This window comes from Streptomyces sp. MUSC 14, from assembly GCF_001866675.1.
Classification (GTDB): Bacteria; Actinomycetota; Actinomycetes; order Streptomycetales; family Streptomycetaceae; genus Streptomyces.
On the sequence record NZ_MLYN01000042.1, the window covers coordinates 63,622 to 83,289 of the forward strand.

A 19,668-nucleotide genomic window follows, 5' to 3' on the forward strand; every position below is an offset into this window, starting at 1 on the left:
GTGACGGAAGGCACCACCTCCGCCGCTGCCGAGGGTGCAGACACCCTCACCCGCCTGGAGCAGGAGGGCGAGATCGCGGCGGACTACCTGGAGGGTCTGCTCGACATCGCCGACCTCGACGGCGACATCGACATGGACGTCGAGGCCGATCGCGCCTCCGTGTCGATCATCAGCGACAGCAGCGGCCGCGACCTTCAGAAGCTGGTCGGCCGGGACGGCGAGGTGCTGGAGGCGCTTCAGGAGCTGACGCGTCTGGCCGTGCACCGGGAGACCGGCGACCGCAGCCGGCTCATGCTGGACATCGCGGGCTACCGCGCCAAGAAGCGCGCCGAGCTGTCCGAGCTGGGCGCCAAGGCTGCCGCCGAGGTGAAGAGCACCGGCGAGCCCGTCAAGCTCAAGCCGATGACCCCGTTCGAGCGCAAGGTCGTGCACGACGCGGTCAAGACCGCGGGACTGCGCAGCGAGTCCGAGGGCGAGGAGCCGCAGCGGTTCGTCGTCGTGCTGCCCGCCTGATCGGTCCCCGCGTTTTCCGGCCCCGTCTGCCCGCAGACGGGGCCGAACTTTGTCAGCCTGGTAGTTCTGGTGGCCGGTGCGCGAAGCACCGGCGCTGTACGGAAGGACGGTCCCCGTGACGGAGGCAGCGGAGCTTCCCCCCGCGCCCGAACAGGCGCGGGAAGTGTTTGGTGATCGCTTCGCCGATGCGGTCCGCTACGCGGAGCTGCTCGCCGAGGCGGGCGTACAGCGCGGCCTGATCGGCCCGCGCGAAGTGCCCCGCCTGTGGGAGCGGCACATCCTCAACTGCGCGGTGCTCTCGGAGGCCGTTCCCGAGGGCGTGACGGTCTGCGACGTCGGCTCCGGCGCCGGGCTGCCCGGCATTCCTCTGGCCCTGGTCAGGGAGGACCTGAACATCACCCTGTTGGAGCCCCTGCTGCGGCGCACCAACTTCCTCACCGAGGTCGTCGAGCTGCTCGGCCTGAACCACGTCACGGTCGTGCGTGGCCGTGCCGAAGAGGTCCTGGGCAAGCTGGCCCCGGTTCACGTGGTGACCGCCCGGGCCGTGGCCCCGCTGGACCGGCTGGCCACCTGGGGCATTCCGCTGCTGCGCCCCTACGGCGAGATGCTCGCGCTCAAGGGGGACACCGCGGAGGAGGAGTTGAAGGCATCGGCCACGGCCCTCAGCAAGCTCGGTGCGGTGGAGACGTCCATTCTGCATGTGGGCGAGGGCATCGTGGACCCGATGTCGACGGTGGTCCGAGTGGAGGTCGGCGAAAGCCCGGGCGGTGTGCGGTTCGCGGCGAAGCGGGCAAAGGCGGCGCGGACCGGCCGGGCGCGCCGTCGTCGCTGAGCGGTCGAACGAGATCGCTGTGGTGATATCTCGCCTGCGGTGACATCCCGTCCGTGGAGTACGTCTCGTCCGTCCTGACGACGAGACGTACTCCACACAAGCTGCCCAATCTACGCAAGCCGGAGTGTCGCAGAGATCCGGTCGCAGCCGCTGTGCATCGTGTTTCACGTGAAACGTCGCTCACTGCTGCACGGCATCATCAGTCGTGGCCGCGCCGCGGCCGAACCGCGCGACCGCAAGCCTCTCGGTTCACTCGGAGGGGCAGCGGAGTTGTCCACAGAGGTGGATTTCTCCACAGAACACCAGGCCTCACTGGTTCGCGACCCCGAAGGCATGGGAGGCTCTGTTCATTGCGAGCCTGAAGTCGAGGAGAGTGAATCCTTGCGGTCCGACGCCAACATCGCGGGACCGATGACCGATCCGGTCCCCGGTCCCCGTACCGAGTCGATGGGGGCGGATGTTTCACGTGAAACACCGCCTCCGATGGACGACACCCCGATCGGTCGTGCGGCCCAACTGGCGGTGGAGGCGCTGGGCCGCGCCGGCGAAGGTCTGCCCAGACCGGAGCAGACCCGAGTCATCGTGGTCGCCAACCAGAAGGGCGGCGTCGGCAAGACGACGACGACCGTCAACCTTGCCGCTTCGCTGGCGCTCCACGGCGGGCGCGTCCTGGTGATCGACCTTGACCCCCAGGGCAACGCATCGACCGCTCTCGGGATCGACCACCACGCCGAAGTTCCTTCCATCTACGACGTGTTGGTGGAGAGCAAGCCGCTCGCTGAAGTCGTCCAGCCCGTCCCGGATGTCGAGGGTCTCTTCTGCGCTCCCGCCACCATTGATCTCGCCGGTGCGGAGATCGAGTTGGTTTCCCTCGTGGCCCGGGAAAGCCGCCTTCAGCGGGCGATCCAGGCCTACGAGCAGCCGCTGGACTACATCCTTATCGACTGCCCGCCCTCACTCGGTCTGCTGACGGTCAACGCACTGGTGGCGGGCCAGGAGGTCCTCATCCCGATCCAGTGCGAGTACTACGCGCTGGAGGGGCTGGGCCAGCTGCTCCGCAACGTCGACCTGGTGCGGGGGCACCTCAACCCCACGCTGCACGTGTCGACCATCCTGCTCACCATGTACGACGGCCGGACGCGTCTCGCCTCCCAGGTCGCGGACGAGGTGCGCACCCACTTCGGTGACGAGGTGCTGCGGACGAGCATTCCCCGCTCGGTTCGTATCTCCGAGGCTCCGAGCTACGGACAGACGGTGCTGACCTACGATCCCGGATCGAGCGGCGCCCTGTCCTATCTTGAGGCGGCCCGAGAAATCGCGCTGAAGGGCATCGGCATCAGCTACGACGCGAGCCAGGCCCACCTCGGCGCTCAGAACGACCCGAGCATGGTGGAGGGGATCCAGTGAGTGAACGACGGAGGGGGCTGGGTCGTGGTCTTGGCGCACTGATCCCCGCTGCCCCGACCGAGAAGACGCCGACTCCGGCCGCGCTGGGAGGCGGAGCCTCCGCCTCCCCGACAGCCGTTCCGGTGCTGACGACCGACCGTGGGGTGGCCGCGGCGAAGGTGGCCACGCTGCCGCCCGTCGCGCAGGAGACCGTCGTGGAGCCCCCGGCCGCGGAGCTGCCGGCCGCCCCGATGGGTGCCCACTTCGCCGAGATTCCCCTCGACGCCATCTCGCCCAACCCGCGTCAGCCGCGTGATGTCTTCGACGAGGATGCCCTCCAGGAGCTGGTCACCTCCATCAAGGAGGTCGGTCTCCTCCAGCCTGTGGTGGTACGGCAGTTGGGACCCACCCGCTATGAGCTGATCATGGGTGAGCGTCGTTGGCGGGCCTGCCGTGAGGCCGGCCTGGAGGCCATCCCGGCCATCGTCCGGGCCACCGACGACGAGAAGCTCCTCCTCGACGCCCTGCTGGAGAACCTGCACCGCGCACAGCTGAACCCGCTGGAAGAGGCGGCCGCCTACGACCAGTTGCTCAAGGACTTCAACTGCACGCACGACCAGCTGGCCGACCGGATCGGGCGGTCCCGTCCCCAGGTCTCCAACACGCTGCGGTTGCTGAAGCTCTCGCCGACGGTCCAGAAGCGGGTCGCCGCCGGAGTGCTCTCCGCCGGTCACGCCCGGGCGCTGCTGTCGGTGACGGATCCTGAGGAGCAGGACCGGCTGGCGCACCGCATCGTCGCCGAAGGGCTGTCGGTGCGTGCCGTCGAGGAGATCGTGACCCTCATGGGCTCGCGTCCCCAGAAGCCCCAACGTCCCAAGGGCCCGCGTGCCGGTTCGCGGCTCTCACCGGCGCTGGACGAGCTGGCGACGCGGCTGTCGGACCGCTTCGAGACCCGGGTGAAGGTGGACCTCGGTCAGAAGAAGGGCAAGATCACGGTCGAGTTCGCCTCCGTGGTCGACCTCCAGAGGATCTTGAGCACTCTTGCCCCGGATGAGGGGCCGGTGCTCCAGCACGAGCTCCAGGAGAGCGAGGCGGAGGACCAGGACGACTGATTCCCGTCCGGCCCTCTGGGCCGTGCGGGAAGCGGGCCGTGTCCGGTGTGTACCGGAACACGGCCCGCTCTTTTGCTTTGAGGCGGTATCGAGTGAATCGCTTCGTGGATACGATGCGAAATGCTATGGCACATCCACCGGACAGCACCTGCATCTCTGAGTGGGGAGACGGGGCCATGCGATCGATGAGCCGCACCGGACTGGTGAGCGCGGGTCTGGGTCTCGGAGTGGTCGGCGGATTCGTCGGCAGCCTGCTCAGGGAACGAAGCGCTCTGACAGCCGCACGTGATGCGGCGGGCGAAGGAAGCGAGGATCAGCCTTCATGGGGCGTCGGCTCGTGCCGCTCACGCTGGACAACCTTCAGGACCTTCCCCCACGCTGCCGCTCCTGTGTCTTCTGGGAGCTGGACCCCGTCAGCGGAGAAGCGGCGGTAAAGGCAGGCACCTCTGCGCTGGAGAAGGAGTCCTGGATCTCCGCCGTCCTGCTGGACTGGGGGTCGTGCGGCCGCGTGGTGTGTATCGACGACCTGCCGGTGGGCTTCGTGCTCTACGCACCTCCGGCCTATGTACCGCGCTCGACGGCCTTTCCTACGAGCCCGGTTTCACCTGACGCCGTTCAATTGATCACGGCCTACGTCCTGCCGGGCTACCAAGGCCAAGGGCTGGGGCGAGTGCTGGTGCAGACGGTTGCCAAGGATCTGCTGCGCCGGGGCTTCAGGGCGATAGAGGCCTTCGGTGACGCCCGCTGGAAGGAACCCGCCTGTCTGCTGCCGGCGGAGCATCTGCTGGCCGTGGGCTTCAAGACGGTACGGCAGCATCCGACGCATCCCCGACTGCGGCTGGAGCTGCGCTCGACGCTCTCCTGGAAGGAAGACGTGGAGATGGCGCTCGATCGTCTGCTGGGGGCGGTCCAGAAGGAGCCGGCGCTCAGGCCGCTGTAGCCGCTGCGTCAGCGGCAGAACATAAACGAATGGGCCGCCCCTCGTGGGACGGCCCATTCGTGTTTCACGTGAAACGTCACTCGGCGATGAAGTCCTCGAGGTCGCGGACGATCGCGGCCTTGGGCTTGGCGCCGACGATGGTCTTGGCGACCTCGCCGCCCTGGTAGACGTTCAGGGTCGGGATCGACATGACGCCGTACTTGGCGGCCGTGGCCGGGTTCTCGTCGATGTTGAGCTTGACAACCTCGATCTTGTCGCCGTGCTCAGCGGCGATCGCCTCGAGGGACGGGGCGATCTGGCGGCACGGACCGCACCAGGCGGCCCAGAAGTCCACCAGGACGGGCTTGTCGCTCTTGAGGACGTCCTGCTCGAAGGAAGCGTCGGTCACGTTCTTCAGGGTGCCGGCCACGGCGGGCTCCTTAACTCGTTCGTGGGGTGGGGCGGGGGAAGGGGAAGGTCAGACGGAGGCGGTCTCGGACTCCGTCTGGTCCTCGTCCGCGAGGGCGGACAGGAAGCGCTCGGCGTCCAGGGCGGAGGAGCAGCCGGTGCCGGCCGCGGTGATCGCCTGGCGGTAGGTGTGGTCGACCACGTCACCGGCGGCGAAGACACCGGTGACATTGGTGCGGGTGGAGGGCGCTGCCACCTTCAGGTAGCCCTCCTCGTCCAGGTCCAGCTGGCCCTTGAACAGCTCCGTGCGCGGGTCGTGGCCGATCGCGATGAACAGACCCGTCACGGCCAGGTCGGAGAGCTCGCCGGTCTTGACGTTGCGCAGCTTCAGGCCGGAGAGCTTCTGCTCGCCCTGCACCTCGGCGACCTCGCTGTCCCAGACGAACTTGATCTTCGGGTCGTTGAAGGCGCGCTCCTGCATCGCCTTGGAAGCGCGCAGGCTGTCCCGGCGGTGGACGATCGTCACGGACTTGGCGAAACGTGAGAGGAAGGTGGCCTCCTCCATCGCGGTGTCGCCGCCGCCGATCACAGCGATGTCCTGGTCCTTGAAGAAGAACCCGTCACAGGTGGCGCACCAGGAGACACCGCGGCCGGAGAGGGCGTCCTCGTTCGGCAGGCCCAGCTTGCGGTGCTGGGAGCCGGTGGCGACGATGACGGCCTTCGCCTGGTGGACCGTGCCGGCGGTGTCGGTGACGGTCTTGATCTCACCGGTCAGATCGACGGAGACGATGTCGTCGGGGATCAACTCGGCGCCGAAGCGCTCGGCCTGCGCCCGCATGTTGTCCATGAGCTCGGGGCCCATGATCCCGTCCTGGAAGCCGGGGAAGTTCTCCACCTCGGTGGTGTTCATCAGGGCGCCACCGGCGGTGACGGCGCCCTCGAACACCAGGGGCTTCAGCGACGCGCGCGCGGTGTAGAGCGCCGCCGTGTACCCTGCGGGCCCGGAGCCGATGATGATCACGTTACGGACGTCGCTCACGGCTTGATTCCTCGTCTCTGGTCTGTGTCAGTCGACCGGTGGGAGCACCTTTCAGAACTCTCACCCCACCCAACGGATCCTACGGGGCGCGCATTCCCAGTGTGTCGGGGCACACGCATACCGGGTGGGGGTGACTGATGGACCGCACGCGCGGACTCAGGGCCGGGCGAAGGAATCCTTCAGAAGCACGGTCCCGGCTGTGCCGGGCTGCTGGCTAATGCAGGATGCGTCGACGACGTAGGCCGTGACACGGGTGCTGTCACCGAGTTCCGGCAGGACGACCAGATAGGCGCTCTTCCCGCTGTAGCTGCCGGTCTTCGCCGCCAGAGCCTGATCACTGCGCGGGATTGCCCGCCGCACACAGTCGGGGATGGGGACCTCTGTCTGCAGCAGAGTGTTCGCGCTCTCGGTGCCTGTCGGCGTGCTCTGGTTCTCCGTGACCCCGGACCGCGGGTGCTGGCTCTTGTAGCCCGGCTGCTCCGGCCTCTTCGCGGCGAGCAGGTCGTGCACCTGGTTCTGGACGCTGGCGCCGGAGAACGAGCTGATGGACGGGCTCGGCGTGCCGTGCGCCGTCGTGGAGCTGCCGCCGGTGAACGACTGGATCATCAGGGTCCCGGCTCCCAGGACGGCGGCGGTGAGCACCGTACCCAGCACGAGGGTCCTACGGCGTCGGCCGCGGCCGCTCTTCTTCCGTCCGGGGCCTGTCGTTGCTTGCGGGCGCCCAGAGGGGCGGTCGGCCGGGCGTTCGGTGGCGGCCGATGTTTCACGTGAAACACGCGCGTCGATGGCGTCACCAGAAGCGCTGGTCTCCATACCGGAGGACTCGGTGTCGTGACCGGAGAGGGCGAGGAGCGCCTCGACGGCGAGGGCGGCATCGATCCGGGCGGCCACGTCGCCCGGCATCGGCGCGACGTCCGGCACCGACCCCAGGAGTCCGCGGATCTCCTCCAGCGAGGCGTGGACATCCGCACACGGTTCGCATGTGTTCAGGTGCTGTCGTATGTCCGTGCTGCGGCCCGGAGGGAGCAGGCCTTCGGTGAGGTCGGAGATCTCCTCGACGTCCGGGTGTCCGGCCGTGTCGGTCGTGGAAGTCACGCTCGCCCACCTCCGCCCTTCACTACGGCTGAATCGGTCGGTCCCGTGTCCGTGGGGCTCTCGTTCACAGACTCCGTTGCCGGTGGGACGGATGTCCCCTGCACCCGGTTCCGTCCCGGCCCGGGTTCTTTTCCGTCTCCGCCGCTTTCGGGCCGTAGATGGGTGAGCAACGGCAGGAGTCTCGCTCTGCCTCGGGCACAGCGGCTCTTCACGGTCCCTGTGGGCACGTCGAGAATCCGGGCTGCCTCGGCCACGGGATAGCCCTGCATGTCGACCAGGACGAGCGCCGCCCGCTGCTCCTGCGGAAGAGTGCCGAGCGCTTCGAACAGCTGGCGTTGCACGTCGTTGCGTTCGGCCGGCGCCGAGGCCGACTCGTGCGGCTCCAGGAGCTGCTCCAGCCGCTCGGTGTCGTCGACCGGCGATGTCTTCCGGGAGGCGGCCTTGCGGGTACGGTCCACGCAGGCGTTCACCGTGATCCGGTGCAGCCACGTCGTGACGGCCGACTGCCCCCGAAAGGTGTGGGCGGCCCGGTAGGCCGACACCAGGGCGTCCTGGACCGCGTCGGCGGCCTCCTCACGGTCCCCGAGCGTCCGCAGCGCGACCGCCCAGAGCCGGTCTCGATGCCGCCGCACGAGCTCGCCGAAGGCGTCGGGATCGCCCTCCACGTGGCGGGCGAGCAAGTCCTTGTCGCTCACCCCGTCGTATCCGGCGCCCTCCGCCATCTGCCCCCTCCGGTCCGGGTGTGACGTCAGCCCGCGAACTGCACTTCGCCGATGGCCTGCTTGAAGCCGGCACCGGAGTACAGAGTGGGGTCGTATCCCGAGTTCGGTACGGCTGTCAGCCAGACGAGGACGTACTGCGTCTTCACCGACTTGGTCACCTTCACCGTAGCGGTGTTGCCCGTCGTCGTGACGTTGCCGATCTGGGTCATCGAGTCCAGAGATGCCGGCGTCAGCGAGTCGGCCGCGTAGAGCTCGACCGTCGTGTGGTCACCGCCGTAGCGCAGATCGATCGTGGCCGTGCTGAGCTGCTTGGCCGAACCGAGGTCGTAGACGATGCCGACGCCCGGCTTGTACGGGGCGATGGCCGGACCCGAGTTGAAGGTCCTGGTCCGCCAGTACGTGTTCTTGTCGCCGTCGTAGGTCTTGGGGACGTCGTCGGGGTGCTGGGGATCACCCTTGGCGACGAACTCCTGGCCGGCCTGGATCTTTATCGGCGTCGGCTTCGGCTTCGAGGCGCCCTTGTCGCCGTCGTCCGTCTGCTGGCTCTTGTTGGTGTCGTCGGACTTGCCGCCCTGGTCCATCAGGGCGTCCGCCAGCTGCCAGCTGCCCAGGCCGAGGGCAGCGATGAGCAGTGCCGACACCGCCCACTTCAGGGCCTTGCCGGTGCGGCTCTGGAGCGGGGGCGGCGGGGCCGCGATCGGCTGGGTGGCGCCGGGGTGCGACGCCGGGCGGCCGTAGGTGCCCTGCTGGTAGGTCGTGCGCTGGTACTCCGGCGGGGCGGCGAACGCCGGCTCCGGCGGGCGGATGCGAGGCATCTCGCCGATCGCCTTCACCAGCTCCTCCGGCGTGGTGCACGCGGCCTCGTGCCGGGACGCGGTGGCCCCGTCGTTGGCGAGCGCGCGCATGGCCAGCTCCGAGAGGCCCCGGTGGACACCGGCGCGCACCTGGTCGGGCGCGATGAGACCGACGCCCTTGGGCAGCCCGGACAGGCCGTACGCGTCGCTCTCGTACGGCCAGCGCTGGGTCAGCGCCGCGTACAGCAGGGCGCCGATCGCCTCGGTGTCCGTGCGCTGCGGGGTGTCGGAGCTGATGCCGCGCAGCGCGGCGTTCACCGCGAGGCCGCGGATACGCCACTGCCCGGTCGAGGCACGCAGTACGGCGTTCGGGTTCAGCCGCAGATGGGCGAGACCCTCGCGGTGCGCGGCGGCCATGGCGGAGGCGATCTGACTGACCATCTGGTAGGCGTCGTGCGGCTCCAGCGGTGCGGCCGCCAGCAGCGTGGTCAGTTCGGTGGCGTCGGGCAGCCACTCGTGCACGACGTAGACGAGGTCGTTCTCCTCGACGGCGTCCAGGACCTGGACGAAACGAGGGTCGCCGAGCAGGGCGGAGGAGCGGGCGGCTGCCAGGACGGAACGGGCCCGGGTGTGCTCCGCGGGCAGGATGTGGACGCCGACGGCACGGCGGAGTTTCTCGTCGACCGCACGCCAGCTGCTGAATCCGTCCAGACGGGTGACGCACTCCTCCAGTCGGTACCGTCTGGCGAGCTTGTGACCGCTGTGCAGTTCGGGAGACGACGTCTTCTCTCCAGGACCGTCGATTCCGCTGCTCCCCTGCGACTTGTCGCTGCCCTTGTCCCGCTCCGGGTTCTTGGCCACCCCGTCGGCCGTGGACTGGTCCGCCTTGGCGGTCAGCGGCTGCTCGCCGCTGTTGTCTGCCACGTCGACGGCAGCCGTGCTCCGTTCCGCCACCGTCGTCCCTGCCTCCCCATCCGTTGCACGCTGTCCGACGCCGAAACCAATTGTGCCCACAGTCCGTCGCTATGCACGACACGCGGCGGCGGACGATGGTTGTGCGCCTACCCCCGCTTCAGCGGCCCAGACGTCCGCGGACCATGCCCACGAGCGAGTTGAGCTCCTCGATGCGCATGCGCCGGGCGGCGACGAAGAAGACGCCGAGCAGGACGGCACCGCCGACGAGCAGCGCGGCGAAGGAGCCGACGACGCCCTGGCCGAGGCTGTGGCCGATGCCGTAGCAGGCCGCGCCGCTGAGCAGGGCCGCCGGTACGGAGGCGATGCACAGCCGCGCGTACGTCCGCAGCACCCGGGAGCCGTCCAGGTCGCCGCCGAGCCGCTTGCGCAGCCGCCGCCAGGCCACTCCCACACCGATCGCGTAGGCCAGGCCGTAGGCGGCGGCCATGCCGGCGACCGCCCAGCGGGCGGGCAGGAGGAAGTAGCACAGCACCGAGACGCTCGCGTTGACGACGGCGACGATGACCGTGTTGTAGAAGGGGGTGCGGGTGTCTTCGTAGGCGTAGAAGGCGCGCAGGACGACGTACTGCACCGAGTACGGGATCAGGCCGAGGGCGAAGGCCATCAGCATGTAGCCCATGTTGGTGGCCGAGTCCGTGCCTGCGGAACCGAAGATCAGGGTGCACATCGGGATGCCGAGCGCGAGGAAGCCGAAGGCGATCGGGACGATGGCGACGGCCGTGGTGCGCAGACCGTGGGAGATGTCGTCGCGGACGGCTCCCTCGTCGCCCTCGGCGGCCGAGCGCGAGATGCGCGGCAGCAGAGCGGCCATCAGGGACACCGTGACAATGGCCTGCGGCAGGCCCCAGATCAGCTGGGCGTTGGCGTAGGCGGCGAAGCCGGTGCCCTTGACGCCGGAGTGCTCGCCGGCGGCGGTGGACAGCTGCGTCACGACCATGGCGCCGGCCTGGTTGGCCAGTACGAACAGGACTGTCCACTTGGCGAGCATCGCGGCCTTGCCGAGGCCGTGGCCCTTCCAGTCGAACCGCAGCCGGATCCGGAAGCCGGTCTCGCGCAGGTACGGGATCATCGCCAGTGCCTGGACGACCAGACCGAGCAGCACACCGACGCCGAGCAGGCGCTGGCCCTCCACGGGGATGTTTGTGACCGCCAAGTGGGAGTGGTCGGCGGTGCCGTAGACCCAGATGAACATGCCGAGCGACACGATGATGACGACGTTGTTCAGGACCGGAGTCCACATCATCGCGCCGAACTTCCCGCGCGCGTTGAGGATCTGCCCCATCACCACGTGGATGCCCATGAAGAAGATCGAGGGCAGGAAGTAGCGGGTGAAGGTGACCGCGACATGGTTGGCGTCGGGATTGTTCGCGATGGTGGGCGACAGCAGTCGCACCAGCAGCGGCGCCGCGAACATCGCGAGGCCGGTGAGCGCGGCCAGAGCCACCATCACCAGGGTCAGCAGTCGGTTGGCGAATGCCTCGCCGCCGTCCTCGTCCTCCTTCATGGATCGCACCAGTTGGGGTACGAAGACGGAGTTGAGGCCACCGCCGACGGTCAGGATGTAGATCATCGTCGGCAGTTGGTACGCCACCTGGAAGGAGTCGGCGAGGAAGCCGAGTCCCAGCGCCGCGGCGATCAGCGCGGAGCGGACGAAGCCAGTGAGGCGGGAGACCAACGTGCCCGCCGCCATCACGGCACTGGACTTCATCAGGTTGGCCGCCTTGCCGCCCTTCTTCGCGGGCGCGGCGGGCGCCTCGGAAGCGGGGACGGCGGTCAGGGCCATGGTGGATGCGGAGGCCTCGGGATCCGCGCCGCCCAGCGGCCCAGCGGCAGGGGCGGGCACCGGGGGCTGCGCGGGGTTCCCGGGCACGGCCGGGTAGGCGGTTCCGGCGTACGGGCCGCCCTGCTGCGGGCTCTGCCCGTACCCCTGCGGGTACTGGCCGGCCTGGCCGTACCCGGCGCCCGGCGCCGCGGCCGGCCCGGGATAGGGCGAGGGATCGGCGGGGACGTGGCCGCCGCCCTGCTGCTGGTCCTTGAAGAGATGCGCGAAGGCGTCCGGCTCGTGGTACTGCTCGCCGGAGTGCGTGACCAGGTCGTCCACCCCCACGAACCGGCTCGTGCGCGGGTCGTCGCCGTAGGGCAGGTAGGGGCCCGCGCCCTCCGGCTCCGGCGCCGGGGTCTGCGCCCATACCCGAGGGTCGGGGGCCGGCGGCGACTGGTTGGGCGCGGCGTGCATCTGCTGCTGGCCGTAGCTGCCCGGCGGGGGCGGCGGGTGTGCGGCACGGTCGTAGAGCGCCTCGGCGACCGGGTCCTGGGCGGTCAGGTCCTGAGCCCGGTAGGGGTCCTGGTCGTAGGCGTCCTGGAGGTACATGTCCGCCGCGTGCTGCGGCGGTACCTGGCCGGGCTCCGGCGGCGTCTCGGGGTAGCCCGAGCCGGCCGCGCCCTGGCCGCGATCACCGTCGTACGGCGCGTTCATGCTTACCCCACCTCATCGTCCCGGGCCCACCGGCCACGACATCGCTCAACGGTCCACTCTCTCACCCGTCCCGGACGGGTCGGCGTTTTCCGGAGCGGTGTCCGGCGCAGGGTCACTCGGCTGCTCCGGGTCGTCCGTCCCCGTGGCAGGGCCGGAATCACCGGGTTCCTGCGGGAGACGATCCGCGGGTGCGTCGGGGTTCCCGGGCGCGTCGCCGGTCTCCCCTGCCGCGTCGGGCCCGTCCTCGTCGGCCTGCCGGGCGGCCGCGCGCTTGCGCTGGGTGTACATACGGAATCCCGCGAGGACGAGGAGCAGCACGCCGCCGCCGATGACCAGCATCACGGTGGGCGTGACCTCGGTGACCTTCACGTCGAAGCTGACGGCGTCGCCGTACTCCTGGCCGTCCTCGGTGTACAGCTGGGCGACGACCGTGACCCGGCCGTTGGCGTTGGCCGCGGTGGCGAACTTCACGGACTGGCTGTGCCCGCCGGAGATCTCCACCGGCTGCTCGGAGTAGGCCTTGCCGCCGATCTTCAGACGCGTCGGGTTGGACGAGGTGAGGCGCAGGATCAGGTGGCCGACGGGCTGGACGAGGTTGTTCTGGACGGTCACCGGGATCGTGGCGCTGCGGCCGGAGAGCTTGGTCTCCGACTTGTCGATCAGCTTGACCTGGGCGGCCAGATCATCGAGCCACCCCTCCACGCCGTCGCGGAAGCTGTCCGCGTCTCCGCTCCTGCCACGCCACGACGTGGACATCTCACGGTTTATGGCCCGCCCGAACGGCGTGACGACGCGGGAGCGGTCAGTGAGGATCACCTGGAAGTTGTCGAGCTTGTCCTGGGTGCGCGCGATCTGCTGGAACGCCGACACAGGCAGTTCCTGCTTGCGCAGCGAGGACGGGTAGGACTGTGTGGAGGGGATCTGCGTGGTGGCGTTCGGGTCCGGTTTGGCCTTGGCGGCCGAGGTGAGGTCCTGGGACTGTGACCAGGTCGCACCGTCGAGCGCCTTCAGCGCCGCCGCCATCGCCTGGGCCTGGCTCGCCGTGGGCATCCGCTGCGGGGCGACGACGATGCTGCGCTGGTCGTCGGTCTGGGCGTTCACCTCAAGGCTCTGGGCCAGGAACTGCTGCACGGCGAGCGTCGAGGTGTCGGCCTTGGTCAGGTCACCCTCGAAGGCCGTGGACAGCCGCGCGTCGGAGACCACCGCGGTGGTGCCCCCGCCGACCGGGCGGGCGGCGGAGGGCGTGTACGACAGCGCGGCGGTCTCCTGGAGGCTGTCGCTGCGGGCGATCACCCGGTCGGCTCCCGCGGACGTCGCGACCTTCATGATCGACGGGTCCACGGCGCCCTCCACCGGCCAGGCGAAGTCCGTGCTCGGGGTGACGTGGAGCACAGTCTTGACGGTGATGGCGGCCACGTCGGTGGCGTCCTTGAGGTGGCTGAGCGAGCCGGTGACGCTGGTGCCGTTGTGCGCGAGGGATGCCAGGTCCGGGTCGCCGAACGGCAGCGCGACGACCTCCTTGCCCGCCACCGCGTTCTGGAGGTCCGCCAGCCATTGCTTGGCGACCGCCTGGTGTGCCTTCGGGCCGGGTGTGGTCGTGTCGTTGTCACCGGGGAGCCGGTAGTTGCCGGTCGCCATCGCGTCCACGGAGGCCAGCAGGTCCGGGTCGATCACCCAGGTGACGTCGAGGTCCTTGCCGAGATCCACCATCTGGGCCAGCCGGCCGCCCGGAGCCAGCTCCTTGACCAGGTCGTCGTTGAGGAACACCGGCGTCTGCAGTTCGCCGGCGCCCGTCTTGGCCGTCATGTGGACCGTGGAGATCAGCGGCCACAGGAACGCAGTCTTCGTCTTGGTGTCGGCGTCGGACGGCTGCCACGGCAGGAACGTCTGCTGGATGCCGAGCACCTGGTCCCAGGGCTGGGCGGGGGTCTGGCCGGACAGGGAGACCCCGAATTCGTAGACACCGTCGGCGCCGAGGTCGAGCTTGTTCACCGGGACGGAGATGCTGAAGTGCTCGGCGACGCCCGGGTCCAGCTTGGCGAACTTCTCCACGTACTTCCCGCCGACCTCGGCCCCGGTGGCGCTCAGCGGGTCGGTGGAGTGCTGGGCGATGCTGTCGATCTCCGAGCGGGTGGTCACCATGGGGCCCACCCGCAGGCCCACGTGGGCACCGGTGACAGGCTGCTTGCCGTTGTTGGTGACCGTGCCGGACACGGTCAGTGTGTCGCCTTCGGTGGGGGCGCTCGGGGTGAGCGTGTCCAGGGCGACGGACACCGCGCCCGAGGAGGCGGCCTGGGCGGGCGCAGCGGCGGGCAGCTGGAGCAGACCGGCCAGCAGTGGCGCTCCGGCGAGCAGCGCTCCGGCGCGCCGCACCCAGCGGCGGGCAGGGGAGGCACTGGTTGCCTGGAAGTCAGCCGCCTCGGCCACGCTCGCCCGTCCCTCGTCGTCAGTGGTCGTCGGAATGTGCGTCCACGCATGGTAACGAGGCGCGGAGAGCGGAAGTGCCGCGGTGCCCGTCACAAGATCGAAGAACTCCGGCGACCTGTCCTCTATATCCAGTATCGAGTGGAGAGCTGCTGAACGCCGCAAGAGTGGTCCTTGCGGGGTTATGCCGGAAGCTGCCCGAGCCGCTTTCACCGGGCGGTCCTGCGATCTTCACCGGGCCGCCCCCGGATGAAATCGGGGACACCCCTGGTCCCCGGGGCACGTACCCTCTTCTGTTGTGCCGAACCCCAACGAAGACACTCCCTCCGCCCTGAGCCAGGCGCAGCAGCGCGCGGTCGCCGAGCTGCTGCGGGTGGCCCCCGTCGCCGACGATCTCGCCCGCCGATTCCAGGAGGCGGGTTTCTCCCTCGCCCTGGTCGGCGGGTCGGTGCGGGACGCGCTGCTCGGCCGGCTCGGCAACGACCTGGACTTCACCACGGACGCCCGCCCCGAGGACGTACTGAAGATCGTCCGGCCCTGGGCGGACGCCGTCTGGGAGGTGGGCATCGCCTTCGGCACGGTCGGCGCGCAGAAGGACGGTTACCAGATCGAGGTGACCACCTACCGGTCGGAGGCGTACGACCGCACCTCGCGCAAGCCCGAGGTGTCGTACGGCGACTCCATCGAGGAGGACCTGGTCCGCCGGGACTTCACAGTCAACGCGATGGCCGTGGCGCTGCCGCAGAAGGAGTTCGTCGACCCGCACGGCGGCCTGGAGGACCTGGCCGCACGGGTGCTGCGGACGCCGGGTACGCCCGAGGAGTCATTCTCGGACGATCCGCTGCGGATGATGCGGGCCGCCCGCTTCGCCGCCCAACTGGACTTCGCGGTCGCCCCTGAGGTCGTCGCCGCGATGACGGACATGGCTGTGCGTATCGAGATCGTCTCGGCCGAGCGGGTCCGGGACGAGCTGAACAAGCTGATCCTCTCCTCGCACCCCCGTGAGGGCCTGGCCCTGCTCGTCGAGACCGGGCTGGCCGACCATGTGCTGCCCGAGCTGCCGGCGCTGCGCCTGGAGCGGGACGAGCACCACCGGCACAAGGACGTCTACGAGCACACGTTGATCGTCCTGGAGCAGGCGATCGCGCTGGAGCAGGAGGGTCCGGATCTCACGCTCCGGCTGGCCGCGCTGCTGCACGACATCGGCAAGCCGCGCACTCGCCGCTTCGAGAAGGACGGCCGGGTCTCGTTCCACCACCACGAGGTGGTCGGTGCCAAGATGACCAAGAAGCGCATGACCGCTCTGAAGTACTCCAATGAGCTGGTGAAGGACGTCTCGCGGCTGGTCGAGCTGCACCTGCGCTTCCACGGCTACGGCACCGGCGAGTGGACGGATTCCGCGGTCCGCCGCTATGTCCGTGACGCCGGGCCGCTGCTGGACCGTCTGCACAAGCTGACCCGCTCGGACTGCACCACCCGCAACAAGCGGAAGGCGTCCGCGCTGTCCCGGGCCTACGACGGTCTGGAGGAGCGCATCGCCCAGCTTCAGAAGCAGGAGGAGCTGGACGCGATCCGCCCGGACCTCGATGGCAACCAGATCATGGAGATCCTTGGCGTGGGCCCCGGCCCGGCCATCGGCAAGGCGTACAAGTACCTGCTGGAGCTGCGCCTGGACAACGGCCCGATGGAACATGACGCGGCCGTGGCGGCGCTCAAGGGGTGGTGGGCCGAGCAGGGCTGAGGGAGCGGAGCGGGGTCGTGTTTCACGTGAAACATGACCCCGTACGGCCTTCGGAGAACAACGTGGGGCGGTGTTTCACGTGAAACACCGCCCCCTTCCCATGTTCAAGCGCTACTTGTTGTTTCCCAGGCAGAGAACGAAGGAGTCGCTGCCTTCCTTCCACTCGATGGCCGCGGTCGTCCCCTGAACCGACTGGCAGGCGAGCATGGCCATGCTGGTGCTGCCGTCCTTCTTGAGCACCTTGTAGTCCGCCTTCGGGTCGCTGCAGCCCAGCTTCTCGATCTTCGGGTCCTTGCTGCTTCCGTTGTTCGTCAGGCAGTCACCGACAGCCAGCTTCTGGGTGTCGTCGGTCTTGTTGTAGTACCAGCCGGCGACGATGACGATGAGGCCGACGACGGCGCCGATAATGCGGATGTACTGCCGGATGCCTCGCTTCGGCCGCTGAGGAGGCACCGGTGCGTACGGCGCCATGCCCTGCTGAGGGAATCCGGGCTGGCCCGGCTGCTGCGGGTAGCCGCCCTGCGGGGGGTACGGCGCCTGAGGCTGGCCGCCCTGCGGGGGGTACGGCGCCTGGGGCTGGCCGTACGCCTGCTGGCCCTGAGCGAACGGGTTCTGGCCCTGGGGCGGCGGAGTCGTCACGTGTGGGTCCCCCTGTGAAGAAAGAGATGGGTGAGCAGCGCACATAAGTGGCGCGTAAGACGCACGTAAGCTACCGGGCCGCACTGACACTCCTGTAGCCCAGGGGAACTCTGTGGCCCTGATGTGACACTCACCGGCGCTCAAAGCGCCCCATAGCGACAGCAACCGCTCCGTAGAGAAGAGCGACGGTGACGACCAGCGTCGCCGAGCGGCCGTCCGGGGGCAGCATCAGGGCGGCCGCTCCGGCCGCCCCGACGAAGGCCACGTTGAACAGCACGTCGTACACGGAGAACACGCGTCCGCGGAAACCGTCGTCCACCGAGGACTGCACGATCGTGTCCGTGGCGATCTTGGCTCCCTGGGTGATCAGGCCCAGCATGAAGGCGGCGACCAGGAGCGGCCCGATGGCGAAGGGGAGGCCGAGGGCGGGTACCAACACCGCTGCCGCGGCGGAGCAGGCCACGATCCAGCGACCGGGGCCGAGTCGTCCCGCCGCCACGGGAGTGACCACGGCCGCCGCGAAGAATCCCGCCCCGGAAACCGCGAGCACCAGCCCGAGCAGCCGCAGTCCCTCTTCCGGACTGCTGGAGAGGGCGTACCGGCAGAGCATGAGCAGCAGGACCAGCAGGGCGCCGTAGCAGAAGCGCATCAGCGTCATCGCGGCCAGTGCCCAGGCGGCTTCTCTGCGCCGGGGTGCGGCGAGGTGCCGGACGGCCGCCACCAGATCCCGCGCCGTGTCGGCCAGCGCGCTGCGCAGCCGTGGCCGCGCCGGATGCCGGTCGGGTCCGAGCAGCGCCCTGGGCAGGCTCAGGGAGGTCAGGCCCGCACACAGATAGAGGAGTGCGCCCAGCAGGACCACTGCGGCGTCGGAGTCCGATGCCACGAGCCGTACGGCGAAGGCCAGGCCGGCGCCTGCCGTCGCGGCGAGCGTTCCGGCCGTCGGGGAGATGGAGTTGGCCAGCACCAGGCGCTCGGTGTCCACCACGCGGGGCAGGGACGCGGACAGCCCCGCGAGGACGAAGCGGTTGACGGCCGTGACGCACAGCGCGGAGACGTAGAAGAGCCAGTCCGGGACATGGCCGAGCATCAGCACGGCGGTGACCGCGGCCAGCAGCGAGCGCAGCAGATTGCCGTACGCGAAGACCTGCCGGCGTCGCCAGCGGTCCAGCAGGACACCCGCGAACGGGCCGACCAGCGAATAGGGGAGCAGCAGCACGGCCATCGCCGAGGCGATCGCCGTGGCCGAGGTCTGTTTCTCCGGCGAGAAGACGACGTACGCGGCGAGCGCCACCTGATAGACGCCGTCGGCACCCTGGGAGAGCAGGCGGACGTACAGCAGGCGTCGGAAGTACCGAAGACGCAGCAGGACGCGCAGGTCACGCACGACGGGCATGCTGCCCAGCCTCACATATGCGGAAGGTCCCCGGGTCGGTAAACCCGGGGACCTTCACAGCCCTGGCAGGAGCGTTTGCGTACGAGCGGTCGCGTCGGCGCTTTAGCGCTCGACCTCGCCGCGGATGAACTTCTCGACGTTCTCGCGGGCCTCGTCGTCGAAGTACTGGACCGGCGGGGACTTCATGAAGTACGAGGACGCCGACAGGATCGGGCCGCCGATGCCGCGGTCCTTGGCGATCTTCGCGGCGCGCAGGGCGTCGATGATGACACCCGCGGAGTTCGGGGAGTCCCAGACCTCGAGCTTGTACTCCAGGTTCAGCGGGACGTCACCGAAGGCGCGGCCTTCGAGGCGGACGTAGGCCCACTTGCGGTCGTCCAGCCAGGCCACGTAGTCGGACGGGCCGATGTGGACGTTCTTCTCGCCGAGGTCCCGGTCGGGGATCTGGGAGGTGACGGCCTGCGTCTTGGAGATCTTCTTGGACTCCAGGCGCTCGCGCTCGAGCATGTTCTTGAAGTCCATGTTGCCGCCGACGTTCAGCTGCATGGTGCGGTCCAGGATGACACCGCGGTCCTCGAACAGCTTCGCCATGACGCGGTGCGTGATGGTGGCGCCGACCTGGGACTTGATGTCGTCACCGACGATCGGCACACCGGCCTCGGTGAACTTGTCCGCCCACTCCTTGGTGCCGGCGATGAAGACCGGGAGGGCGTTGACGAAGGCGACCTTGGCGTCGATGGCGCACTGGGCGTAGAACTTCGCCGCGTCCTCGGAGCCCACGGGCAGGTAGCAGACCAGGACGTCGACCTGCTTGTCCTTCAGGATCTGGACGACGTCGACCGGCTCAGCCTCGGACTCCTCGATGGTCTGGCGGTAGTACTTGCCGAGGCCGTCGAGGGTGTGGCCGCGCTGGACGGTGACACCGGACGTGGGCACGTCGCAGATCTTGATGGTGTTGTTCTCGGAGGCGCCGATCGCGTCCGCGAGGTCGAGGCCGACCTTCTTGGCGTCGACGTCGAACGCGGCGACGAACTCGATGTCACGCACGTGGTAGTCACCGAACTGCACATGCATCAGGCCGGGCGCCTTGGACGCCGCGTCGGCGTCCTTGTAGTACTCGACTCCCTGCACCAGCGACGCGGCGCAGTTGCCCACGCCGACGACGGCTACGCGAACCGAACCCATTCCGGTTGCTCCCTG

General features: G+C 69.1%; 16 protein-coding genes. 6 read left to right on the forward strand and 10 right to left on the reverse strand.

Annotated elements, in window-relative coordinates:
• The 5 genes from BIV25_RS26380 to BIV25_RS26400 all read left to right on the forward strand — a co-directional run bounded on the left by BIV25_RS26380 (nucleotide 1) and on the right by BIV25_RS26400 (nucleotide 4,783).
• A complete protein-coding gene (locus BIV25_RS26380) occupies nucleotides 1-513 on the forward strand; it encodes a R3H domain-containing nucleic acid-binding protein (protein WP_071374909.1) in 513 nt (170 codons plus the stop codon).
• A gap of 115 nt (nucleotides 514-628) precedes the next feature.
• Entirely contained in the window at nucleotides 629-1,345 is a 717-nt protein-coding gene (rsmG, locus tag BIV25_RS26385; protein WP_071374910.1) for a 16S rRNA (guanine(527)-N(7))-methyltransferase RsmG, read from the forward strand.
• A 333-nt stretch (nucleotides 1,346-1,678) separates the two neighbouring features.
• Entirely contained in the window at nucleotides 1,679-2,752 is a 1,074-nt protein-coding gene (locus tag BIV25_RS26390) for a ParA family protein (RefSeq protein WP_079176907.1), read from the forward strand.
• Nucleotides 2,749-3,843 (forward strand): ParB/RepB/Spo0J family partition protein, encoded by a 1,095-nt coding sequence (locus BIV25_RS26395; protein WP_071374912.1) that lies wholly within the window; start codon nucleotides 2,749-2,751, stop codon nucleotides 3,841-3,843. Before BIV25_RS26390 ends, BIV25_RS26395 begins: the two co-directional genes overlap by 4 nt.
• A 322-nt stretch (nucleotides 3,844-4,165) precedes the next feature.
• Nucleotides 4,166-4,783: a GNAT family N-acetyltransferase gene (locus BIV25_RS26400; protein WP_071374913.1), complete on the forward strand. Its 618-nt coding sequence runs from the start codon at nucleotides 4,166-4,168 to the stop codon at nucleotides 4,781-4,783.
• A gap of 76 nt (nucleotides 4,784-4,859) precedes the next feature.
• Here the strand turns inward: BIV25_RS26400 and trxA are convergent, their stop codons facing one another.
• From trxA to BIV25_RS26435, 7 genes are all read right to left on the reverse strand, one after another.
• Nucleotides 4,860-5,192: a thioredoxin gene (gene trxA / locus BIV25_RS26405; RefSeq protein WP_071374914.1), complete on the reverse strand. Its 333-nt coding sequence runs from the start codon at nucleotides 5,190-5,192 to the stop codon at nucleotides 4,860-4,862.
• Nucleotides 5,193-5,240: 48 nt separating this feature from the next.
• Complete coding sequence (gene trxB, locus BIV25_RS26410) at nucleotides 5,241-6,209, reverse strand: thioredoxin-disulfide reductase (protein WP_071374915.1); 969 nt, start codon at nucleotides 6,207-6,209, stop codon at nucleotides 5,241-5,243.
• A 156-nt stretch (nucleotides 6,210-6,365) separates the two neighbouring features.
• Nucleotides 6,366-7,304: an anti-sigma factor gene (locus BIV25_RS26415; protein WP_071374916.1), complete on the reverse strand. Its 939-nt coding sequence runs from the start codon at nucleotides 7,302-7,304 to the stop codon at nucleotides 6,366-6,368.
• Nucleotides 7,301-8,026, reverse strand: coding sequence for an RNA polymerase sigma factor SigM (gene sigM, locus BIV25_RS26420; protein ID WP_071374917.1), 726 nt, complete (start codon nucleotides 8,024-8,026; stop codon nucleotides 7,301-7,303). Before sigM ends, BIV25_RS26415 begins: the two co-directional genes overlap by 4 nt.
• 26 nt (nucleotides 8,027-8,052) lie before the next feature.
• Complete coding sequence (locus tag BIV25_RS26425; RefSeq protein ID WP_071374918.1) at nucleotides 8,053-9,774, reverse strand: protein kinase family protein; 1,722 nt, start codon at nucleotides 9,772-9,774, stop codon at nucleotides 8,053-8,055.
• Nucleotides 9,775-9,892: 118 nt separating this feature from the next.
• Nucleotides 9,893-12,271: a murein biosynthesis integral membrane protein MurJ gene (gene murJ / locus BIV25_RS26430; protein WP_071374919.1), complete on the reverse strand. Its 2,379-nt coding sequence runs from the start codon at nucleotides 12,269-12,271 to the stop codon at nucleotides 9,893-9,895.
• A 45-nt stretch (nucleotides 12,272-12,316) separates the two neighbouring features.
• Nucleotides 12,317-14,698, reverse strand: a complete 2,382-nt coding sequence (locus tag BIV25_RS26435; protein ID WP_071374920.1) for a DUF6049 family protein — start codon at nucleotides 14,696-14,698, stop codon at nucleotides 12,317-12,319.
• 295 nt (nucleotides 14,699-14,993) lie between these two features.
• Between BIV25_RS26435 and BIV25_RS26440 the strand changes: the two genes are divergently transcribed.
• Nucleotides 14,994-16,436: a CCA tRNA nucleotidyltransferase gene (locus BIV25_RS26440; RefSeq protein ID WP_071374921.1), complete on the forward strand. Its 1,443-nt coding sequence runs from the start codon at nucleotides 14,994-14,996 to the stop codon at nucleotides 16,434-16,436.
• Between the two features lie 111 nt (nucleotides 16,437-16,547).
• Here the strand turns inward: BIV25_RS26440 and BIV25_RS26445 are convergent, their stop codons facing one another.
• The 3 genes from BIV25_RS26445 to BIV25_RS26455 all read right to left on the reverse strand — a co-directional run bounded on the left by BIV25_RS26445 (nucleotide 16,548) and on the right by BIV25_RS26455 (nucleotide 19,653).
• On the reverse strand, nucleotides 16,548-17,075 hold the full coding sequence (locus tag BIV25_RS26445) for a hypothetical protein (protein WP_071374922.1): 528 nt from the start codon (nucleotides 17,073-17,075) through the stop codon (nucleotides 16,548-16,550).
• A gap of 130 nt (nucleotides 17,076-17,205) precedes the next feature.
• On the reverse strand, nucleotides 17,206-18,468 hold the full coding sequence (locus BIV25_RS26450) for an MFS transporter (RefSeq protein WP_071374923.1): 1,263 nt from the start codon (nucleotides 18,466-18,468) through the stop codon (nucleotides 17,206-17,208).
• A gap of 102 nt (nucleotides 18,469-18,570) precedes the next feature.
• Complete coding sequence (locus BIV25_RS26455; RefSeq protein WP_071374924.1) at nucleotides 18,571-19,653, reverse strand: inositol-3-phosphate synthase; 1,083 nt, start codon at nucleotides 19,651-19,653, stop codon at nucleotides 18,571-18,573.
• Nucleotides 19,654-19,668 lie beyond the last annotated feature (15 nt).